Source organism: Mesorhizobium sp. B2-5-4 (assembly GCF_006441095.1).
Lineage (GTDB): Bacteria > Pseudomonadota > Alphaproteobacteria > Rhizobiales > Rhizobiaceae > Mesorhizobium > Mesorhizobium salmacidum.
Map to the genome: position 1 here is coordinate 441799 of NZ_VFUR01000001.1, position 17925 is coordinate 459723.

A 17925-nucleotide genomic window follows, 5' to 3' on the forward strand; every position below is an offset into this window, starting at 1 on the left:
AAGAAGGAGTTTGCAATGACCGAAGCTGCGACAAAACTGGATGTGGGCGGCCAGGAGGCCACTGCAACGCTGCAATTCGCCGGCAAGACTCACGAATTCAAGGTGCGAAGCGGCTCGGTCGGACCTGACGTCATCGACATCGCCTCGCTCTACAGCACCACCGGCGCCTTCACCTATGACCCCGGCTTCACCTCTACGGCAAGCTGCGAGTCGGAGATCACCTTCATCGATGGTGATGCCGGCATTCTCCTGCATCGGGGCTACCCGATCGACCAGTTGGCCGAACACGGCGACTTCCTCGAGGTCTGTTACCTCCTGCTCTACGGCGAACTGCCGACCAAGGCGCAGAAGGACGATTTCGATTATCGCGTGACGCGCCACACCATGGTGCACGAGCAGATGTCGCGCTTCTTCACCGGCTTCCGCCGCGACGCGCACCCGATGGCGGTGATGTGCGGCGTGGTTGGCGCGCTGTCGGCCTTCTATCACGACTCGACCGACATCTCCGACCCATACCAGCGCATGGTTGCGTCCATGCGCCTGATCGCCAAAATGCCGACGATCGCGGCCATGGCCTACAAGTACCACATCGGCCAGCCCTTTATTTATCCGAAGAACGAGCTGAATTTCGCCGCCAACTTCCTGCACATGTGCTTTGCCGTGCCGTGCGAGGAATACAAGATCAATCCGGTGCTGGCGCGCGCCATGGAGCGCATCTTCATCCTGCACGCCGATCATGAGCAGAACGCTTCAACCTCGACCGTTCGTCTCGCCGGCTCTTCGGGCGCCAACCCCTTCGCCTGCATTGCCGCCGGCATCGCTTGCCTATGGGGCCCGGCCCATGGCGGCGCCAATGAAGCGGCGCTCAACATGCTGGGCGAGATCGGCCATGTCGATCACATCCCGGAATTCATCGCCCGCGCCAAGGACAAGAACGATCCGTTCCGGCTGATGGGCTTTGGCCATCGCGTCTACAAGAACTACGATCCGCGTGCCAAGATCATGCAGAAGACGGCGCATGAGGTTTTGGGCGAACTCGGCATCAAGGACGATCCGCTGCTCGACATCGCGATGGAACTGGAAAAGATCGCGCTGACCGATCCCTATTTCATCGAGAAGAAGCTCTACCCGAACGTCGACTTCTACTCCGGCATTACGCTGAAGGCGCTGGGCTTCCCCACCACCATGTTCACCGTGCTGTTCGCGGTCGCCCGCACGGTCGGCTGGATCGCGCAGTGGAAGGAAATGATCGAGGATCCGCGCCAGAAGATCGGCCGCCCGCGCCAGCTCTACACCGGCGCGCCGGAGCGCGACTACGTGCCGATCGCCAAGCGCTGAGCGGTGCCGGGCTGATGACCGAAAAAGGCGTCCGTCAGGGCGCCTTTTTCATATGACGCAGGACCACGCCCGCGGCGATCTCACCGGACGGCTTGTCCGTTGCCATGCGCCCTGAAATCTCGGCAAACCCGTCTTTCTGCCAGGCGCGCATACCACTGTCGGCCAACAGCGCTTCAAGCTGGCGCGCAAGATTGTTCGGTTTGACGTACTCGTTATAGAATTCCGGGATCAACGCGCGATCCGAGATCAGGTTGGGAAGCAGCGCCGACCAGACGGAAACGAGATACGGCGCGACGACGCGTGCAACCGGGTCGAGCCGATAGCAAGAGATCATCGGCACCCCGGACAACGCCAGTTCCAGGGACACCGTGCCGGACGCGATCAACGCGGCGTCGGCCTTGCCGAAGGCCTGCCATTTGCGCTCGGGCTCAAGGATAATCTCGGGTTTCTCGTCCCAGCGCGTGACCGCGGACCGCACGGTATCCGCGACATGTGGCACCGTCGGCAGCATCAGCCGGAGCCGATGCCCGCGGGCCCGCAACATCGACACGGTCTCGCCGAACGGCTCGAGCAGCCGCCGCACCTCGCCGCGCCGCGAGCCGGGCAGGACGAGCAGCGTCTTCACGCGGTCTGGTGATAGATCACGCGGCTGGCCTTGAGCCTTTGCCGCCGAGAGCACACCCGCGTCGTGGGTCAGACGGTGCCCGACATAGGTGCCGGGCGGACCACCCAGCCGATCGAGCTCCTTCACCTCAAACGGCAGGATGCACAGAATGTGGTCGACATAGGGCTTCATTGCCACCGCCCTGCCCGGCCGCCATGCCCAGACGCTCGGGCAGACATAGTGGACGATCGGGATCGACGGGTTGGCCGCGCGCACTTTTTTGGCGACGCGCAGCGAAAAATCGGGACTGTCGATGGTGACGAGGCAATCGGGCTTGGCGTCCGCAACCATACCCGCCAGCTGGCCGATCCGCCGGATCAGGCGCGGCAGGTCACGCAAGACGGCGCTGAACCCCATCAGCGCGACCTCGCCGGCGTCGAACGGCGAAACCAGCCCAAGCGCCTGCAGGTGGCGGCCGCCGAGTCCAACGAGCTGCACCTCGCGCCCTGTCATCTGGCGGAGCGACCGGACGATGTCGGCGCCAAGGAGGTCGCCTGACTCCTCGCCCGCGACGATCGCGATCTTCAGCGCCCTGTCAGCCATGTCCGGACTCCGCTGCGGCAAGGCCGACGATGAACAGCCCAAGCTCATTGGCACGCGAGAGAGTTGCGGGGCCTTCGAGGATCAGGGAGCGTCCCGCTTCGACGGCAATGCCGGCAAGGCCGGCCCCATGCGCTGCTTCTACCGTCTGTGGTCCCATGGAAGGAAGATCCGCCCGCAACTCCTGGCCAGGCTTGGCGCATTTGACCAGAACGCCGCGCGTCTTGCCGGCGATACGGCCGTGGCCGCGCAGCAGCCTGGCGCGGTCCAGCAATCCGGCCGTGCCCTCGATGCCTTCAAGCGCAATGGTCCGGCCGCCGACCGCGATCGCCGCCTGGCCGATATCCAGCGCCCCAATGGCCTTTGCCGCCGCAAAACCCGCCTCAATGTCGCGCCAGTCCGATTTCAGAGGCTTAGCCCTGGTCAACACCCCTTCGGCGGCGACAAGGTTCGGCACGATCTCGTGGGCACCCACGACCTTAATCCCCCTGGCCTCGAGCCCGCGCGCCACCACCTTGAGCAGCCCGTCATCGCCACGCGCCAACGCCATGACAACAAGGGGCACCACGGCGAGCAGGCTAAGGCTTGGTCGCAGATGTGCCAGCCTTGGCCTGCGCTTTATCTCGCCGGCAAGTACCAGATGGGTAATCCGGTTGCGCTTGAGCAGCGGAACGAGCGATCCTATCGCCTCCAGGGCAAGGGTATCATGCTCGTACCGGCACAACTCCGCCAAGCGGTCAGCCTCACCGTCCATGAGCACGATGAAGGGCGCATGACCCTGTTCGGCCAAACCGGCAGCGACTTCGACCGGAAGGCTGCCGCCGCCGGCGATGATGCCGACCCTGGCACCAGGCGGGAGATCAACACCAGCCGCGGCTGTCTCAGCCTTCGTCATCGGAATCGTCGCCATCGCCGCCCTTGAGCGATGGCACCGCATAGTGCCGCTTGCCGCGACTGGTGATGAAGTCGATGATCTTCATTGCGGTCGGCGACGAGGCGAACTCCGCCTTGGCGAACTCGATGTTCTCGCCGACAGTGCGGGAGCGGTCGAAGATCGTCTTGTAGGCCTTGCGCAGCAAATAGATTTCGGAACGCGGCAGACCGGCGCGCTTGAGGCCGATGATGTTCAAGCCGCGCAAGCTGGCGCGGTTACCGACCGCGATGGCGTAGGGAATGACATCACCAACAAAAGCCGAGCATCCGCCAAGAAAGGCGTTGTCGCCTACACGCACGAATTGATGAACGGCGCTAAGGCCGCCGATATAGACATTGTTGCCGATCTCGCAGTGGCCGCCCAATGTCGCCCCATTGGCGAAGGTGGCGTTGTTGCCGACGGCGCAATCATGGGCGATATGGGCGTAGGCGAGGAAATTGCCATTGTCGCCCACCGTCGTTTCGCCGCGGCTGGTGTCGGTGCCGACATGCATGGTCACGCCTTCGCGGATGGTGCAGTTGGCGCCGATGACGAGTGTGGTGCGGCCGCCCTTGTGCTTGGTGTTCTGCGGCGGTCCGCCCAGGATCGCCATTGGATAGACCTTGGTCGACGCTCCGACAGTGGTCGCGCCCATGACCGAGACATGGCTAACCAGTTCGACACCGTCACCGATCACAGCATCGGCGCTGACATGGCAGAACGGCCCAATGCGCACACCGTGGCCGATTTGGGCGCCTTCTTCCACGACGGAGGAAGGATGGATTGACGTGTTGATTTTCATAGGCACTCGATCGTCAGTCGCCGGTGACCATCATGGCTGAAATCTCGGCCTCGGCCGCCTTGGTACCTTCGACCAGGGCTTCGCAGGCGAATTTGAGCAGATTGCCGCGCTTCTTGATTTTCTTGACGTGGATCTTCAACTGGTCGCCGGGAACGACCGGTTTGCGGAATTTGGCGTTGTCGATGGTCAGGAAATAGACCAGCGACGGCTTCGACGCCCCGAGGCTGCGGATACAAATGGCGCCCGCCGTCTGCGCCATGGCCTCGACGATCAGCACACCCGGCATCACCGGCTGCTCCGGGAAATGACCCTGAAAATGCGGCTCGTTTATGGTCACGTTCTTGATGCCGATGGCGGAGTCGTCGCCATCGATGTCGACGATGCGATCGATCATGAGGAAGGGGTAACGGTGCGGCAGGAGCTTCATAAGCCCCAATATGTCGACCGCTTCCAGCGTTGTCGCCGCCACCATGTCAGCCATTGTCCTTGCCCTGCTTGCGTGCCCTGGCCATCGTGCGCAACATGGCTATCTCTCGCATGGCTTCCGCCATCGGCTGCGCCGGATAGCCACCCCATATCTCGCCGGCGGGAACATTGCTCATAAATCCACTTCTGGCGGCAAGCTTGGCACCTGTACCAATCGTCAGATGATCCGCAAGCCCGACGCCGCCGCCCATGGTGACATTGTCCCCCACCACCACGGAACCGGAAATACCCGAAAGCCCGGCTACTATGCAATTGCGACCGATGCGGACGTTATGGGCGATCTGCACGAGATTGTCGATCTTAGTGCCTTGCCCGATGATCGTATCGGACATGGCGCCGCGATCGACGGTGGAATTGGAGCCGATCTCGACATCGTCCTGGATGATGACCCGTCCGATCTGTGGAACACGTTCGGGACCCTTGGCGCCGCCGACAAAGCCAAAACCGTCCTGTCCAATCCTGGCGCCACCATGGATGATGACCCGATTGCCGATCAATGCGTACTGGATACTGGCACCCGGGCCGACATAGCCGTCACGGCCAATCTGGCAGGACTGTCCGATGACGGCGTTTGGCGCAATGACGGTGCCGCTGCCGATCGAGACGCCTGGCCCGATGACCACGCCGGCTTCGATGACAGCGCCGGCTTCGACATGCGCTGTCGGATCGACGTGGGCATGGGGCGAAACACCGGTTTCACCGGTCATCGGCCCCGGCGTAGCGGCCGTGGGGAACAGCAGCCGACCGACCAGGGCGAATGCCTGTTGCGGCCGCGGATGGATCAGGACGGCGACGGTAGCCGGCGCCTTGTTTGCGAATTCCGCCGGACACAGGACCGCTGCCGCCCGCAGCGACGGCATCAGCGACGAATTGCGCCTGCCGTCGACGAAAACGAGCGCGTTGGCCCCGCCTTCATTGGCTGGCGCCAACGCTTCGATCGAAACGTCGGATTGGCCGGAATCGACAAGCACCGAGCCAGTCAGATTCGCGACTTCGGCCGCCGTATACCGGCGTGATGGCGCGAAGAACACCGGATCGGTCATTCCAGAAGCTATATCCAGCTAGGTCGGAACATTTCTCCCGGATCCAAAACCCGGGAGCATCGTTGGCCGCCGATCAGAAGCGGGTCGATATGCCGAAGTTGAATTCCTGCACGTCGTCTTTGGCTTCCTTCTTGACCGGGATCGCATAGTCGATACGGATCGGCCCGAACGGCGAGGCCCACATCAGGCCGACACCGACCGAGGCGCGTATCTGCAAACCGGTCGAGTCCTGATCGACCAGTGACTGATCGGCAATCTTGTTGCCGTAGAGCGTCGCCGCATCCGCGAACACCGCGCCACGCAAGCCGAAGCTCTCGGGAACAACCGGGAGCGGGAATTGCGCCTCTGCCGAAGCGTTGAAATAGGTCGTGCCGCCCAGATGATCGCCGCTGGTACCGGTAGCGACCGGGCCGATGCCACCATAGGCAAAGCCGCGGATCATGCGATCGGTGCTCTGGAAGTGGTCGAAGATGCGCAGATCGCCGTCGCTGCCGTAACCCTCGACGTGACCCGCGCCACCCGAAAGGAGGCCGACAAGGTCAAGCTGCTCGGACAGCGTCTGATAGATGCTGCCGCGTCCCGTGATCTTCACGAACTTGGCATCGCCTCCGAGGCCAGCAACCTCCACGGTCGTGTTGGCATAGATACCCTCATGGGGGTTCTTCATGTCGTCGATAGTATTGTAGACCAGCCCAAGGCTGACCGAGGACTTGATCCACGGGCTCTCCTCAATGCCATCCAGAACGGCCTGGGAGATGTTGCAGTTGCCTTGCGGAACCGCATCGGTGGGATCGCAACTGTCGTCGACCTTATATTTCTCTTGCGAGATGTTGTACGCCAACTGGGTCGTGATGCTGTTGGTGATCGGCAACCCGAAGCGGATCGTCGCCCCGGTGGTGTCGCTGTCGTAATTGTTGTTGTATTCCCGCGTCGACTTGAAAATGTCGAAGCCGGCGGCTATACGCCGCCCGAGGAAATACGGCTCCGTAAAGGACAGGCTGTAGTCGCGCGAGTTCTTACCGCCACCCGCCGACACTTTGATAAACTGGCCGCGGCCGAGGAAGTTGCGCTCTGTGATCGATCCCTCAACGGACGGTCCAGCAGAATCGCCGCCGGTCGAATAGCCGGCGCCAACCGAAAATTCACCTGTCGACTTCTCGACCACGTCGACCACCAGCACGACCTGGTCAGGGGCCGAGCCAGGCACGGTCGAGATTTCGACTTTGTCAAAATAATTGAGGTCTTCCAGACGCTTCTTCGCGCGCTGGATGAGCACCTGGTTGAACGCGTCGCCTTCGCTGACGTCGAATTCGCGGCGAATGACATAGTCACGCGTCCGATCGTTGCCGCGGATCTCGATGCGCTCGACATAGGCCTTGGTGCCCTGGTCGACCGTGTAGACCACCGAAATCGTATGGTTCTCGAAGTTGCGATCGCCACGCGGCGTCACCTGCGCGAATGCATAGCCGGAACCGGCCACCTTCTCGGTCAAGGCAATGATCGAGTCTTCGACATTCTTGGCGTTGTAGACATCGCCCTTGTGTGTTTCCACTACCGATTCCAGCGACTTGGAGTCCACTTCCGGGATCGTGCTTTCGACGCTGATGTCGCCGAAAGTATAGCGCTCGCCTTCCTGGACGGTGATGGTGACCGTGTATTTGTTGGTCGCATTGTCGAGCTCGCCGACAGCGGACACGACCTGGAAATCAGCATAGCCGTGATTATAGTAGAAGCGGCGCAGCAGTTCCTGGTCGGCGCGCAGCTTGTCTTCATCATAGACGTCGTCGCGCAGGATGAACGAGACCCAGGATGAGCGCTTGGTGTTGATCACGTCCGACAGGCGGCGGCTGGAATAGGCGCTGTTGCCGACGAAATTGATTGCCGCGATCTGAGTGCGATCGCCTTCGGTGACGTGGAACACCACATTCACGCGGTTGTCGCCGAGCTCCATGATCTGCGCGGTCACGCCGGCATCGTCACGGCCGATGCGCCTGTAAGCGGCCTTGACCGCCTCGACGTCCGAATCGAGCGTAGCCTGGGAGAACGTGCCGCGCGGCTTCAGCTGAACCGCTGCCTGAAGCGCGTTGTCCTTGAGCTTCTTGTTGCCCTGGAACAGCACCTGGTTGACGACCTTGTATTCCGAAACCTTGACGACCAGGGTCGAGCCGACCTGGTTGATCTGGACATCCGAGAACAGGCCGGTGCCGAACAGCGCCTTGACCGCGCTATCGACATCGGAGCTGGAGAAGGCCTTGCCGGGCTTGATGGTGATGTAGTTGCGGATGGTATCGGCGTCGACACGCTGGTTGCCGCTCACCTCCACCCTGCTTACGACAGCGGCTTCGGCCGCCGATGTGGCAACGAACTGCACTGCGAGCGCACCGGGTACGACCAGAGCGGCGGACAGTGCCGCCGCTGACGCGGCGTTTAGAAACTTGGATGCTGCCTTCATCGGGCTTAATAACCTTTTCTCGTAGTCCCCACGGCGAGAAAACCGGACGTGCGGTCATTTCCCCTACCGTATTAACCGGATTTTCCCTACACGCAAGGCTTCTGGTTAATTTGTATTTACTTAACCCTGTTGCGTGGCTTTCGCGTCACTCATATCCCCGTGCATGGTAAACGGCGTCTCAACATCGACCATGCCCAGGCCGAATTCCTTCATGATTTCAGCACCCAAAGAGATCGTTCCAGAACACGAACGCCATGAAGCACAGCACCAGAAGCAGACCGGCCCGATAGGCCATTTCCATCATCCGTTCCGACACCGGCCGGCGGATGACGGCCTCCACCCCGTAGAACAACAGATGGCCGCCGTCGAGGGGGGGAATCGGCAAAAGGTTTAGAATGCCTATCCCGACGGAGAGCAGCGCGACAAGCTGCACCAGCCACTCGAAACCGAGTTTGGCAGCCTTGCCGGCCATGCCTGCGATCTTGACCGGACCACCCAGCTGGCACTTGTCCTCGCGCCCCACGACGAAGCGCTGCAGAAACTGGCCCGTGCGCTCGATGACATGGCCCGTTTCCTCAACGGCCGCCGCAACGGCTCCCACCGGGGTGTATGTGATGAGACGAGGCTGGCCGAGTTCCTTGTTGTTGACGACGCCGATCACCGCAACCTTGATCTTGTTGCCGAGCGCGTCCTCTTGTTCCATCAGGTGCGGCGTCGCGGTCACCGTGACCTCCTTGCCGCCGCGCAGCATGACGAAGGTGATGGTGTCGCCGGCCCGGCCCGAGACCAGCCGCTGCACGTCTCCGAAGGTTTCGACCTTGCTGCCGTCGACACTAACGAATCTGTCGCCAGGCAAAATGCCAGCTTTGGCCGCGGGACTGTCGGCGGTAACCTCCGCGACCATGGGCTCCGCGACATAACGCCCATAGGAGGCAAACAGCACGGAAAAGACGACGATCGTCAGCAGGAAGTTGAACAGCGGCCCGGCCACCACCGTTGCCGCGCGCTTCCAGATCGCCTGGGTATGGAAGGCAACCTTGCGTTCCTGGTCGGTCAGCGTTTCGAGCTCGTCCGATGTCGGCTTGCTGGAGGTGGCGCTCATGTCGCCGACAAACTTGACATAACCGCCAAGCGGTATGGCGCAAAGCTTCCAGCGCGTGCCGTGCCTGTCGTTGAAGCCTATGAGCTCCGGACCGAAGCCGATCGAGAAGGCCCTGACCCCGATGCCGCACCAGCGGCCGACGAGGTAGTGGCCCATCTCGTGAACGAACACCACCACGGTCAGTACGAAGAGAAACGGCACGAGCGTGCCGAGAAAGAGGCCTTCCGTGCTGAAAATCGCGTGAAGAATCTCGTTCAACTCAAGCCCTCAAGTTCTTCCGCGGTCGCTGCGTGACTGTGACATCAATACAGGCGAATCCAAGGCACGTCCGCGCCAGATCGTGGAATGACACATTCAAATGGCAAACAGCCCCTGCGCCGGATGGTCGGCGCCCGCCGAAATCCAACCGATGACGTATAGGGCAAGAGCGGCCGCGACAAGCCCGTCGACACGATCCATGATGCCGCCATGGCCAGGAATGAGCACGCCCGAATCCTTGCGGCCGTGCCGCCGTTTGACCCAGGATTCGAACAGGTCGCCAGCCTGGGCGACGACGGACAGCACCAGCGCCACAAGGCCGAGCAACGCCAGGTTGTCGGCGCCGGCAATGGCTGCCAGCAAAAGTCCCGCGACGACGCCACCGACTGCCCCGCCGAACGCGCCGCTGCGCGTCTTGCCTGGCGAAATCGACGGCGCCAGTTTGGGCCCGCCGACGGCGCGCCCGACGAAATACGCGAAGATGTCGGTCGCCCAGACGACCGCGAACAGAAACAGGATGGCGACGAAGCCCGAATGGTCGCCGTCGCGCAGCAGGGCAAGCGACAGACCCGACACGCAGGCATAGGCAAGGCCGCCAGCGTCCCACTGGTCGATCCTGCGAATTCCCGCGGTGGTCGCCGTTATCGCAACCAGAATCACCACGAGCGGCAACAGCCACAATGCGGACAGGCCGGCAATCAAAGCACCGACGAAAATGACCATCAGCGCTTCCGGCAGGAAGCCAAGCCCGTCGGCCGCGGCGGGCCGCGACATGCGTGTCCATTCATAAAAGATCATTGCCGCCATGACGGTGCACAGCAGCCGGAAAGGCAGGCCGCCAAGCCAGGTCAGGCCAAGGGCGGCAATAGCGAGCACGACCGCCGAAATCACACGTAGCTGAAGGTTGCTCATCCCGCGGCCGGTCGCGACGCGACGTCTTGCGGGTCCAGTCCGCCGAAGCGGCGCTCGCGGCCGGCATATTCGCGTAGAGCCTCGGCGAGGTGCTCGCGATTGAAGTCCGGCCAGTAGCACGGCAGGAAGACGAGCTCGCTGTAGGCGGCCTGCCACAAGAGGAAGTTGGACAGGCGAAGCTCGCCGCTGGTGCGGATGACCAGCTCCGGATCGGGAATGCCTTGTGTGTCGAGAGAGCCGGCAAAGCTTTCGGCGGTGATCGCCTCGCTGTCGATTTCACCGCGCGCCACCGCCTCGGCGAGCTTGCGCGCCGTGCGCACGATCTCGTCGCGCCCGCCATAATTGAAGGCGATCACCAGCGTCAGCGAGGTGTTGTGGATCGTCAGCGATTCGGCTTCCTCGAGCAGCCCCCTGATGTCCGCCTGCAGCCCTGCCCGGTCGCCGATGATCCTGACCCGCACGCCGCTCTGGTGCAGCTCGGCAAGGTCGCGACGGATGAACAGCTTCAACAATCCCATAAGGTCGCTGACCTCGGACTTCGGCCGTGACCAGTTCTCCGACGAGAAAGCATAGACGGTCAGGAAGGAGATACCGAGACCGGGGGCGGCACGCACAGCCTTGCGCAGCGCCTCGACGCCGGCGCGATGACCCGCGAGCCTCGGCATACCGCGCGCCTTGGCCCAGCGTCCATTTCCATCCATGATGATCGCGACATGCGCGGGCGTTGTCATGATCTCGCTTTCGGATCAGCCAAGGGCCAACCCTAAACCTGCATGATTTCAGCTTCCTTGTCGGAAAGCAGATGATCGATGGTGCTGATGGTCTCGTCGGTAAGCTTCTGGACCTGGTCGGAACGCTTGCGCTGATCGTCCTCGCTGATGTCGCCGTCCTTCTCCGCCTTCTTCAGGAAATCCATGCCATCGCGGCGCACATGGCGCGCGGCGACCCGCGCGTTCTCGGCATAGCCGTGCGAAATCTTGACCAGTTCCTTGCGGCGCTGTTCGTTGAGCTCCGGCAGCGGAATCCTCAGATTGGTGCCGTCGACGATCGGGTTGAAGCCCAGATTGGATTCCCGGATCGCGCGGTCGACCGCGCCGACCATCGACTTGTCCCAGACCGAGACCGAGATCATGCGCGGCTCAGGCACGGTGACGTTGGCCACCTGATTGATCGGCATGGTGGTGCCATAGGCTTGCACCTGGATCGCGTCGAGCAGGTTGCTGGAGGCGCGACCGGTCCGCAGCGAGGCCAGATCATGCTTGAACGCCGCGATTGCCCCATCCATGCGCCGCTTGAGATCGTCGTACTCACCACTCATTCTAGTCTCCTCGACCCGTCTGCCGCGGGTTCACTGCTTCGGGCAAAGGCCCCGTGTTGGAGCCTGATTTCGAAACCCGGTTTCCCGGGATCGGGCCCGGATCACTCGTCCGCGACGACCGTACAGCGGCCGCCGCCCCTCAGAATATCGCCGAAACCACCTTTTTCGTGGATCGAATAGACGATTATCGGAATGTTGTTTTCGCGCGCAAGTGCAATCGCAGCCGTATCCATGATCGAAAGGCCGCGATTTATGACTTCGGCATGGCTGATGCGCTCGAAACGTGTCGCGCTTGGATCCTTTTTCGGGTCGGCCGAATAGACGCCGTCGACCTGCGTGCCCTTGAACAACGCGTCGGCGCCAATTTCGGCGGCACGGAGCGCTGCGGCCGAATCGGTGGTGAAGAACGGATTGCCGGTGCCGCCGGCGAAGATCACCACCTTGCCCTGGTTCATGTAGGCGGTCGCCTGGCGCTGCGAAAAGCTCTCGCAAAGCTCAGGCATGGCAATCGCGGACAGCACAACGGCGTCGACGCCGATCTTGTTCAGCGATGTGCGCAGCGCCAGCGAATTGATGACAGTGGCAAGCATGCCCATATGGTCGCCAGTAACGCGGTCCCCACCCTTGGAGGCAACGGCCACGCCGCGAAAGATATTGCCGCCGCCAATGACGACACCCACCTCTATGCCCAGCGCGCGCGCCTCGGCGATGTCGCCGGCGATGCGGTCCACGACCGAGACATCGATGCCGAAATGCTGTTCGCCCATCAACGCTTCGCCCGAAGCTTTCAGCAGAACACGTCGGTAGAGGGGCTTCACCGTCATCTGGTTCCTCGAAAATCCCGGCGCGGCAAGCTCTGAAGGCGAAAAAGGCCTCCTGCTTCGCCCGGCGGTGCTGTCATGACGGGTTGACCGGATACACGAAGGGCGCGGCGATGTCACGCCGCGCCCTTGTGCAAAATTCCAGGCTTTTTGGATCAGTTGCTGCTGATGGCAACAGCCTCGCCTTCGACCACGACCGGCAATGCATAACCGGACGGCTTGTCGCCGGTCACGACACCACCGGCGACACGGACCTGGATCTCGGGACCGAAATAGGAATGCGGGAACGGCGCAGGCGTGCCGCTCACCTTGTCCAGCCGCTGGCGAAGCGCGGGCGGTATCGAGAAATCGAGCGCGGCAACATTGTCCTGCAACTGCGAAAGTCTCGTTGCCCCAAGGATGACGGTGGCGATTCCTGGCTGTGTCGCCACCCAGTTGAGCGCCACCTGAGCCATGCCGCGGCCGAGTTCGGCGGCGACTTTTTCCAACTCCGCCACAACAGCCCAGTTGTGATCCGTGAATTTCTGGAAGCCGGGATGGGTGGTGTTGCGGAAGCCGTCGAGCCGGCCGGCATTGCCCGCTTGCATCGGCCGGTATTTGCCGCTCAACAGGCCGCTGGCCAGCGGGCTCCAGACCATGATGCCGGCGCCATGACGTGTCCCGAACGGCACGAATTCATGCTCGATGGCACGCTCCGCCAGGGAGTATTCGAGCTGCAACGCCGAGATCGGCTCATAGCCGCGCAGTTCGGCGATCGCCTGAGCCCGCCCGGCATACCAGGCCGGCACGTCGGACAGGCCGATGTGACGTATCTTGCCTGCCCGAACCAGATCGTCGAGCGTGCGCAGCACTTCCTCGGCCGGCGTCAGCCTGTCCCAGATATGCATGAGATAGAGATCGATGTAGTCGGTGCCCAGCCGCTTCAGCGAGGCGTCGACGGCACGCATGATGTTCTTGCGGCCATTGCCGCCGGCGTTCGGATTGCCTGGGTTCGAGTTCATGGTGAATTTGGTGGCGATCACCGCCTTGTCGCGCAAGCCTCGCTCGGCCACGAATTCACCGAGCCAGGTCTCGGCGGTGCCCCCGGTATAAAGGTCGGCGGTGTCGAAGAAATTGCCGCCGGCCTCGACATAGGCGTCAAACATCGCGCGCGCCGTATCCCGGTCCGCGCCCCAGCCCCATTCCGTGCCGAAGGTCATCGTGCCCAGCGCCAGCCGGCTGACGCGCAGGCCGCTGTTGCCGAGTGTGTAGTAGCTCATCGTCATTGTCTTTTCCGATCCTGATCCGGTTGATGCGGGCGTCATTGGCCCGGGGTCGTCTTGACCCAGGGATTGCCGCGTTCATGCGTCATGCGGAAGGTGAAGCCATCGACCTTCCAGGCGGTGCCAGAACGCGTCAGGTGGTGCTCATAGGTGCCCCAGACTTCCCAGAGTGGATCGCCATTGCCCTCCATCAGGTTCCAGGCATAGCCGTTCGACAGAACAGTCGCCGTGTCCGCCTCGAGGACGACCTGGTGATTGGTGCGCAGGTGCAGGCTGGTCTTGCTGCCCTTGAGATTGCCGGCCCAGGCGCCGATCAGATCGTCGGCGGCAATGTTGGCCGCGGGCTGCCCGGACAGGCTGCTGAAGTCGGCGGTGACCCGATCCGCGAAATAGCTGCGCGCGCGTTTCCAGTCCTGCGCGTCGACGGCGCGGTCGATGGCATCGGCGATACGGATCACGGCGCGTTCATCGGCAAGTGCCTGCCAGCCGGTCGGTTCGGCACCACCGGCATCGACGGGTGCCAAGGCAAGGCCTGCTGCGAAGGTAACGTGTTTCAAGGCATTCATTTCGCTTCTCCTTTGGTGGATAGGTTTGCAACGGACGGATGATCAGTCGGGAGGTCCGCCTTCAGCCTTTTGACAGCGCGTCGACAACGACCTGGAAGCGGCGCGGGTCGAAATAGTCGTGATAGGCACTGATCAGGCCATTCTCGAAATGGAAGACGGCAATGTTGCTGTTGGTGTATTCGGTGCCGCCGACGAGCACGGCGCGGTTCCGGTATTCGACCACCACGGCTTCGGAGTCCGCAGCGGGATAGATGGCCGTCAGTTGCGATTCGAAGGTTTCGAAATTGCCGAACAGTCCCCTGAAGGCGGCCACGATCGCTGCCTTGCCGTCGATGCTGTCGCCAAATCCCGCCGGCGGATAGAAGACTATGATGCGGCCATCCTCGGCCCAGAGTTCACTCCAACTGTCGATATCCTTGCGGTGCATCAGGTCAAAGAAGTTGTATACCGTCTGCAGGTTGCGGGCTTGTCTGGAATGAAGGTCGGACATCGGAGGCTCCTTGCTGTCTGATGCTTGCCGTTCGATGCCGGCTTAAATGATCCGCTTTTGCCTCCTCGATAAGATTGCATGATCTGCATGGACCGTGCGATATGGTTCATGAATGGACCGAGACCTGCTCACCCACCTGCCTGTCATTGTAGCCGTTGCGCGGCGCGGCGGCTTCGCACTTGCCGCGGCGGAACTCGGGATGAGCCCGTCGGCGGTCAGCCATGCGGTGCGGCTCGTCGAGGAGCGTATCGGCCAGCCGCTGTTTGCGCGCACGACGCGCAGCGTTTCGCTCACCGAGGCCGGCAAGGCGCTGGTGGAAACGGCGGCCCCTGCCCTCCAGGATATTGCCGAGCGGATGGACCGCATCCGCAGCGACAAGGGCAAGCCGTCTGGCCTGCTCAGGATCAACGCCTCCAACATCGCGATTCCATTGGCGGTGACGCCGGTCGTCGCCGCGATGGCCGAGCGCTATCCCGACATTACGGTCGAGATTTTTGCCGATCAGGGATTGGTCGACATCGTCGGCGAAGGTTTCGACGCCGGCATCCGGCTCGGCGAGATGATCGCGCAGGACATGGTTGCCATCCGCCTGACGCAACCCTTCAAAGTCGTCATCGTCGCCTCTCCCGCCTATATCGGGCGACGTGGCCGTCCGCGCCGAGTAGCCGATCTCGCGAACCACAATTGCATCGGGTACCGGCTTGTCCGCTCGGGGGCTCTCTATCGCTGGGATTTGACCGAGGATGGCAAGGATGTGGTCATGGAAACCAGCGGTACGGCCATCGTGACGGATTCGCTCGCCGCCATTGATCTGGCGCTCGCTGGGGTCGGCCTCGCCTATATGTTCGAGCCGCTGGCCCGCGCGGATCTGGCAGCCGGGCGCCTGGTGCAGGTTCTGCCGCAATCAGCGATCGAGGAACCCGGCCTTTTCCTCTACTTCCCGCGCCGCGCGGCGATGGCGCCGAAGCTCAGGGCGTTTATCGATACCGCAAACGAAATCGGCCGGGCACCCCTGCGGACGCCCGGCCGAAAAACACAGTCGGAATAAAGCGGTAGGACGCTTACTTCTTGACCGCCGCCGCGACTTCCGCGGCGAAATCGGACTCTTCCTTCTCGATGCCCTCGCCGAGCGCGAAGCGCAGATAGGCCGTGATCTTGGCCGGCGCGCCGATTTCCTTTTCGGCATCCTTCAGCGCCTTCTCGACAGTGATGTCGGGGTTGAGCACGAAGGCCTGCTTCAAGAGCACGACTTCCTCATAGAACTTGCGCAGGCGACCCTCGACCATCTTTTCGATGATGGCTTCCGGCTTCCCGGACTGGCGCGCCTGGTCGGAGAAGATTGCCTTCTCACGCTCGACCGCCGCCGGGTCGATCTGCTCGGCGGTCAGCGCCATCGGGTTGGTGGCGGCGACATGCATTGCGACCTGGCGGCCAAAGGCATTGGCGGCATGCTCGTTGCCGGTAGTCTCGATCGCGACCAGCACGCCGAGCTTGCCAAGGCCATCGGCAACCGAATTGTGGACGTAGGTCGCAACCGCGCCATGCGGCACGGTCAGCTTGGCCGAGCGACGGAAGCCCAGGTTCTCGCCAATGGTGCCGACAGCGTCCTTGATGGTGTCGGTGACCGACTTGTCCGAACCCGGATACTTCGCGGCGGCCACAGCCTCTGTCGTGCCATAGGCAAGCGCCACCTTGGCGACGTTGGCGACGATTTCCTGGAAGGCGGCATTGCGGGCGACGAAATCAGTCTCGGAATTCACCTCGACGACGGCGGCTTCGCGCACGCCGTTGTCGACGCCGATCAGGCCTTCGGCGGCGGTGCGACCGGCCTTCTTGTCGGCCTTGGAGATGCCCTTCTTGCGCAGCCAGTCAACGGCTTCTTCCATGTTGCCATTGGTCTCGTTCAACGCCGCCTTGCAGTCCATCATGCCCGCGCCGGTCAAGTCGCGGAGTTCTTTGACCTGTGCAGCCGAAATGCTCATTGTCGCCTCTTTGTTTAAATGCACCGACGCACCATCGTTATTTGATGGTGCGTCTGTTTAGCGTGCCAAAATATGAGAAAGATGAAGGCCGCAAACCGGCCTTCGACTATCAAGCCTCTGGGGCTTCCGACGCCGGAGCCGGATCGAGCGCCGGCTCGACCGGAGCTTCGACCGAAGCGCCGATATCCATGCCGAGCGCGCCCTGCTGACGGGCGATGCCGTCAATCGCGGCCTTGGCGATCAGATCGCAATAAAGCTGGATGGCGCGGGCCGCGTCGTCATTGCCGGGGATCGGGAAATCGATCTTGTCCGGATCGCAGTTCGAATCGATGATGGCAACGACCGGGATGCCCAGGCGCTTGGCCTCGAGGATGGCGATCGCTTCCTTGTTGGTGTCGATTACGAACATCAGGTCGGGCGTCGAGCCCATGTCCTTGATACCGCCGAGCGCCTTGTCGAGTTTCTCGCGCTCGCGGTCGAGGTTCAGGCGTTCCTTCTTGGTCAGGCCTTGCGCCTCGCCGGCCAGCATCTCGTCGAGCTTGCGCAGGCGCTGGATCGAGTTCGAGATCGTCTTCCAGTTGGTCAGCATGCCGCCGAGCCAACGCGAATTGACGTAGTACTGGGCCGAACGCTGCGCGGCATCGGCGACGATGTCGGACGCCTGGCGCTTGGTGCCGACGAACAGCACGCGGCCGCCCTTGGCAACGGTGTCGGAAACCTGCTTCAGCGCCTGGTGCAGCAAAGGCACCGTCTGCGAGAGGTCGATGATGTGGATGTTGTTGCGGGCGCCGTAGATGTAGGGCGCCATCTTCGGGTTCCAGCGGTGGGTCTGGTGGCCGAAGTGAATGCCAGCTTCCAAAAGCTGGCGCATGCTGAAATCAGGCAGTGCCATTCTCATTTCCTTTCCGGTTAGCCTCCACGGACACAGGCATTTTTTGGACGAAGTCCTCGAACGCCACCGGAGGTTTCAGCCGGA

General features: G+C 62.3%; 18 protein-coding genes. 2 read left to right on the forward strand and 16 right to left on the reverse strand.

Features of this window, described 5'->3' with window-relative positions; genetic code table 11:
- The first annotated feature begins 15 nt into the window (after positions 1-15).
- Complete coding sequence (gltA, locus tag FJ492_RS02265) at positions 16-1338, forward strand: citrate synthase (protein ID WP_140505460.1); 1323 nt, start codon at positions 16-18, stop codon at positions 1336-1338.
- 34 nt (positions 1339-1372) lie between these two features.
- On the opposite strand, the gene lpxB is transcribed toward gltA, so the two are convergent.
- The 14 genes from lpxB to FJ492_RS02335 all read right to left on the reverse strand — a co-directional run bounded on the left by lpxB (position 1373) and on the right by FJ492_RS02335 (position 14967).
- Complete coding sequence (gene lpxB, locus FJ492_RS02270; RefSeq protein ID WP_140750271.1) at positions 1373-2545, reverse strand: lipid-A-disaccharide synthase; 1173 nt, start codon at positions 2543-2545, stop codon at positions 1373-1375.
- A complete protein-coding gene (locus FJ492_RS02275) occupies positions 2538-3452 on the reverse strand; it encodes an LpxI family protein (protein ID WP_140505463.1) in 915 nt (304 codons plus the stop codon). The genes lpxB and FJ492_RS02275 overlap by 8 nt, the downstream gene beginning before the upstream one ends.
- On the reverse strand, positions 3424-4257 hold the full coding sequence (gene lpxA / locus FJ492_RS02280) for an acyl-ACP--UDP-N-acetylglucosamine O-acyltransferase (protein ID WP_140505465.1): 834 nt from the start codon (positions 4255-4257) through the stop codon (positions 3424-3426). The genes FJ492_RS02275 and lpxA overlap by 29 nt, the downstream gene beginning before the upstream one ends.
- Before the next feature lie 13 nt (positions 4258-4270).
- Positions 4271-4738: a 3-hydroxyacyl-ACP dehydratase FabZ gene (gene fabZ / locus FJ492_RS02285; protein WP_015317790.1), complete on the reverse strand. Its 468-nt coding sequence runs from the start codon at positions 4736-4738 to the stop codon at positions 4271-4273.
- Complete coding sequence (gene lpxD / locus FJ492_RS02290) at positions 4731-5786, reverse strand: UDP-3-O-(3-hydroxymyristoyl)glucosamine N-acyltransferase (protein WP_140505466.1); 1056 nt, start codon at positions 5784-5786, stop codon at positions 4731-4733. The genes fabZ and lpxD overlap by 8 nt, the downstream gene beginning before the upstream one ends.
- Before the next feature lie 73 nt (positions 5787-5859).
- Positions 5860-8238: an outer membrane protein assembly factor BamA gene (gene bamA / locus FJ492_RS02295; RefSeq protein ID WP_140768263.1), complete on the reverse strand. Its 2379-nt coding sequence runs from the start codon at positions 8236-8238 to the stop codon at positions 5860-5862.
- A gap of 217 nt (positions 8239-8455) precedes the next feature.
- Complete coding sequence (rseP, locus tag FJ492_RS02300) at positions 8456-9598, reverse strand: RIP metalloprotease RseP (RefSeq protein WP_140505469.1); 1143 nt, start codon at positions 9596-9598, stop codon at positions 8456-8458.
- Positions 9599-9694: 96 nt separating this feature from the next.
- Positions 9695-10510, reverse strand: coding sequence for a phosphatidate cytidylyltransferase (locus FJ492_RS02305; protein ID WP_140768265.1), 816 nt, complete (start codon positions 10508-10510; stop codon positions 9695-9697).
- Positions 10507-11241, reverse strand: coding sequence for an isoprenyl transferase (locus tag FJ492_RS02310; protein ID WP_027142618.1), 735 nt, complete (start codon positions 11239-11241; stop codon positions 10507-10509). Before FJ492_RS02310 ends, FJ492_RS02305 begins: the two co-directional genes overlap by 4 nt.
- A gap of 32 nt (positions 11242-11273) precedes the next feature.
- Positions 11274-11828, reverse strand: a complete 555-nt coding sequence (gene frr / locus FJ492_RS02315) for a ribosome recycling factor (RefSeq protein WP_027142617.1) — start codon at positions 11826-11828, stop codon at positions 11274-11276.
- 101 nt (positions 11829-11929) lie between these two features.
- Positions 11930-12652 carry a UMP kinase gene (gene pyrH, locus FJ492_RS02320; protein ID WP_027142616.1) on the reverse strand — a complete coding sequence of 241 codons (723 nt, stop codon included), beginning with the start codon at positions 12650-12652 and terminating at the stop codon, positions 11930-11932.
- A 152-nt stretch (positions 12653-12804) separates the two neighbouring features.
- The gene (locus FJ492_RS02325; RefSeq protein ID WP_140711671.1) at positions 12805-13914 is read right to left on the reverse strand and encodes an aldo/keto reductase; all 1110 of its coding nucleotides are present in this window, start codon (positions 13912-13914) and stop codon (positions 12805-12807) included.
- Between the two features lie 35 nt (positions 13915-13949).
- On the reverse strand, positions 13950-14477 hold the full coding sequence (locus FJ492_RS02330; RefSeq protein ID WP_140768267.1) for a nuclear transport factor 2 family protein: 528 nt from the start codon (positions 14475-14477) through the stop codon (positions 13950-13952).
- 61 nt (positions 14478-14538) lie between these two features.
- On the reverse strand, positions 14539-14967 hold the full coding sequence (locus tag FJ492_RS02335; protein ID WP_140505478.1) for a nuclear transport factor 2 family protein: 429 nt from the start codon (positions 14965-14967) through the stop codon (positions 14539-14541).
- A 112-nt stretch (positions 14968-15079) separates the two neighbouring features.
- Here FJ492_RS02335 and FJ492_RS02340 point away from each other — a divergent pair, with 112 nt between their 5' ends.
- Positions 15080-16015 (forward strand): LysR family transcriptional regulator, encoded by a 936-nt coding sequence (locus FJ492_RS02340; RefSeq protein WP_140768269.1) that lies wholly within the window; start codon positions 15080-15082, stop codon positions 16013-16015.
- Between the two features lie 13 nt (positions 16016-16028).
- On the opposite strand, the gene tsf is transcribed toward FJ492_RS02340, so the two are convergent.
- Complete coding sequence (gene tsf / locus FJ492_RS02345) at positions 16029-16949, reverse strand: translation elongation factor Ts (protein WP_027142611.1); 921 nt, start codon at positions 16947-16949, stop codon at positions 16029-16031.
- Between the two features lie 109 nt (positions 16950-17058).
- Positions 17059-17841 carry a 30S ribosomal protein S2 gene (gene rpsB, locus FJ492_RS02350; RefSeq protein WP_140505484.1) on the reverse strand — a complete coding sequence of 261 codons (783 nt, stop codon included), beginning with the start codon at positions 17839-17841 and terminating at the stop codon, positions 17059-17061.
- Between the last annotated feature and the right edge of the window lie 84 nt (positions 17842-17925).

What these genes read in the sequence shown, in the direction of transcription:
- gltA (WP_140505460.1), top strand. Translation starts at nt 16, where the DNA reads ATGACCGAAGCTGCGACAAAACTGGATGTGGGCGGCCAGGAGGCCACT.
- lpxB (WP_140750271.1), bottom strand. Translation starts at nt 2,545, where the DNA reads ATGGCTGACAGGGCGCTGAAGATCGCGATCGTCGCGGGCGAGGAGTCA.
- FJ492_RS02275 (WP_140505463.1), bottom strand. Translation starts at nt 3,452, where the DNA reads ATGGCGACGATTCCGATGACGAAGGCTGAGACAGCCGCGGCTGGTGTT.
- lpxA (WP_140505465.1), bottom strand. Translation starts at nt 4,257, where the DNA reads ATGAAAATCAACACGTCAATCCATCCTTCCTCCGTCGTGGAAGAAGGC.
- fabZ (WP_015317790.1), bottom strand. Translation starts at nt 4,738, where the DNA reads ATGGCTGACATGGTGGCGGCGACAACGCTGGAAGCGGTCGACATATTG.
- lpxD (WP_140505466.1), bottom strand. Translation starts at nt 5,786, where the DNA reads ATGACCGATCCGGTGTTCTTCGCGCCATCACGCCGGTATACGGCGGCC.
- bamA (WP_140768263.1), bottom strand. Translation starts at nt 8,238, where the DNA reads ATGAAGGCAGCATCCAAGTTTCTAAACGCCGCGTCAGCGGCGGCACTG.
- FJ492_RS02305 (WP_140768265.1), bottom strand. Translation starts at nt 10,510, where the DNA reads ATGAGCAACCTTCAGCTACGTGTGATTTCGGCGGTCGTGCTCGCTATT.
- FJ492_RS02310 (WP_027142618.1), bottom strand. Translation starts at nt 11,241, where the DNA reads ATGACAACGCCCGCGCATGTCGCGATCATCATGGATGGAAATGGACGC.
- frr (WP_027142617.1), bottom strand. Translation starts at nt 11,828, where the DNA reads ATGAGTGGTGAGTACGACGATCTCAAGCGGCGCATGGATGGGGCAATC.
- pyrH (WP_027142616.1), bottom strand. Translation starts at nt 12,652, where the DNA reads ATGACGGTGAAGCCCCTCTACCGACGTGTTCTGCTGAAAGCTTCGGGC.
- FJ492_RS02325 (WP_140711671.1), bottom strand. Translation starts at nt 13,914, where the DNA reads ATGACGATGAGCTACTACACACTCGGCAACAGCGGCCTGCGCGTCAGC.
- FJ492_RS02330 (WP_140768267.1), bottom strand. Translation starts at nt 14,477, where the DNA reads ATGAATGCCTTGAAACACGTTACCTTCGCAGCAGGCCTTGCCTTGGCA.
- FJ492_RS02335 (WP_140505478.1), bottom strand. Translation starts at nt 14,967, where the DNA reads ATGTCCGACCTTCATTCCAGACAAGCCCGCAACCTGCAGACGGTATAC.
- FJ492_RS02340 (WP_140768269.1), top strand. Translation starts at nt 15,080, where the DNA reads ATGGACCGAGACCTGCTCACCCACCTGCCTGTCATTGTAGCCGTTGCG.
- tsf (WP_027142611.1), bottom strand. Translation starts at nt 16,949, where the DNA reads ATGAGCATTTCGGCTGCACAGGTCAAAGAACTCCGCGACTTGACCGGC.
- rpsB (WP_140505484.1), bottom strand. Translation starts at nt 17,841, where the DNA reads ATGGCACTGCCTGATTTCAGCATGCGCCAGCTTTTGGAAGCTGGCATT.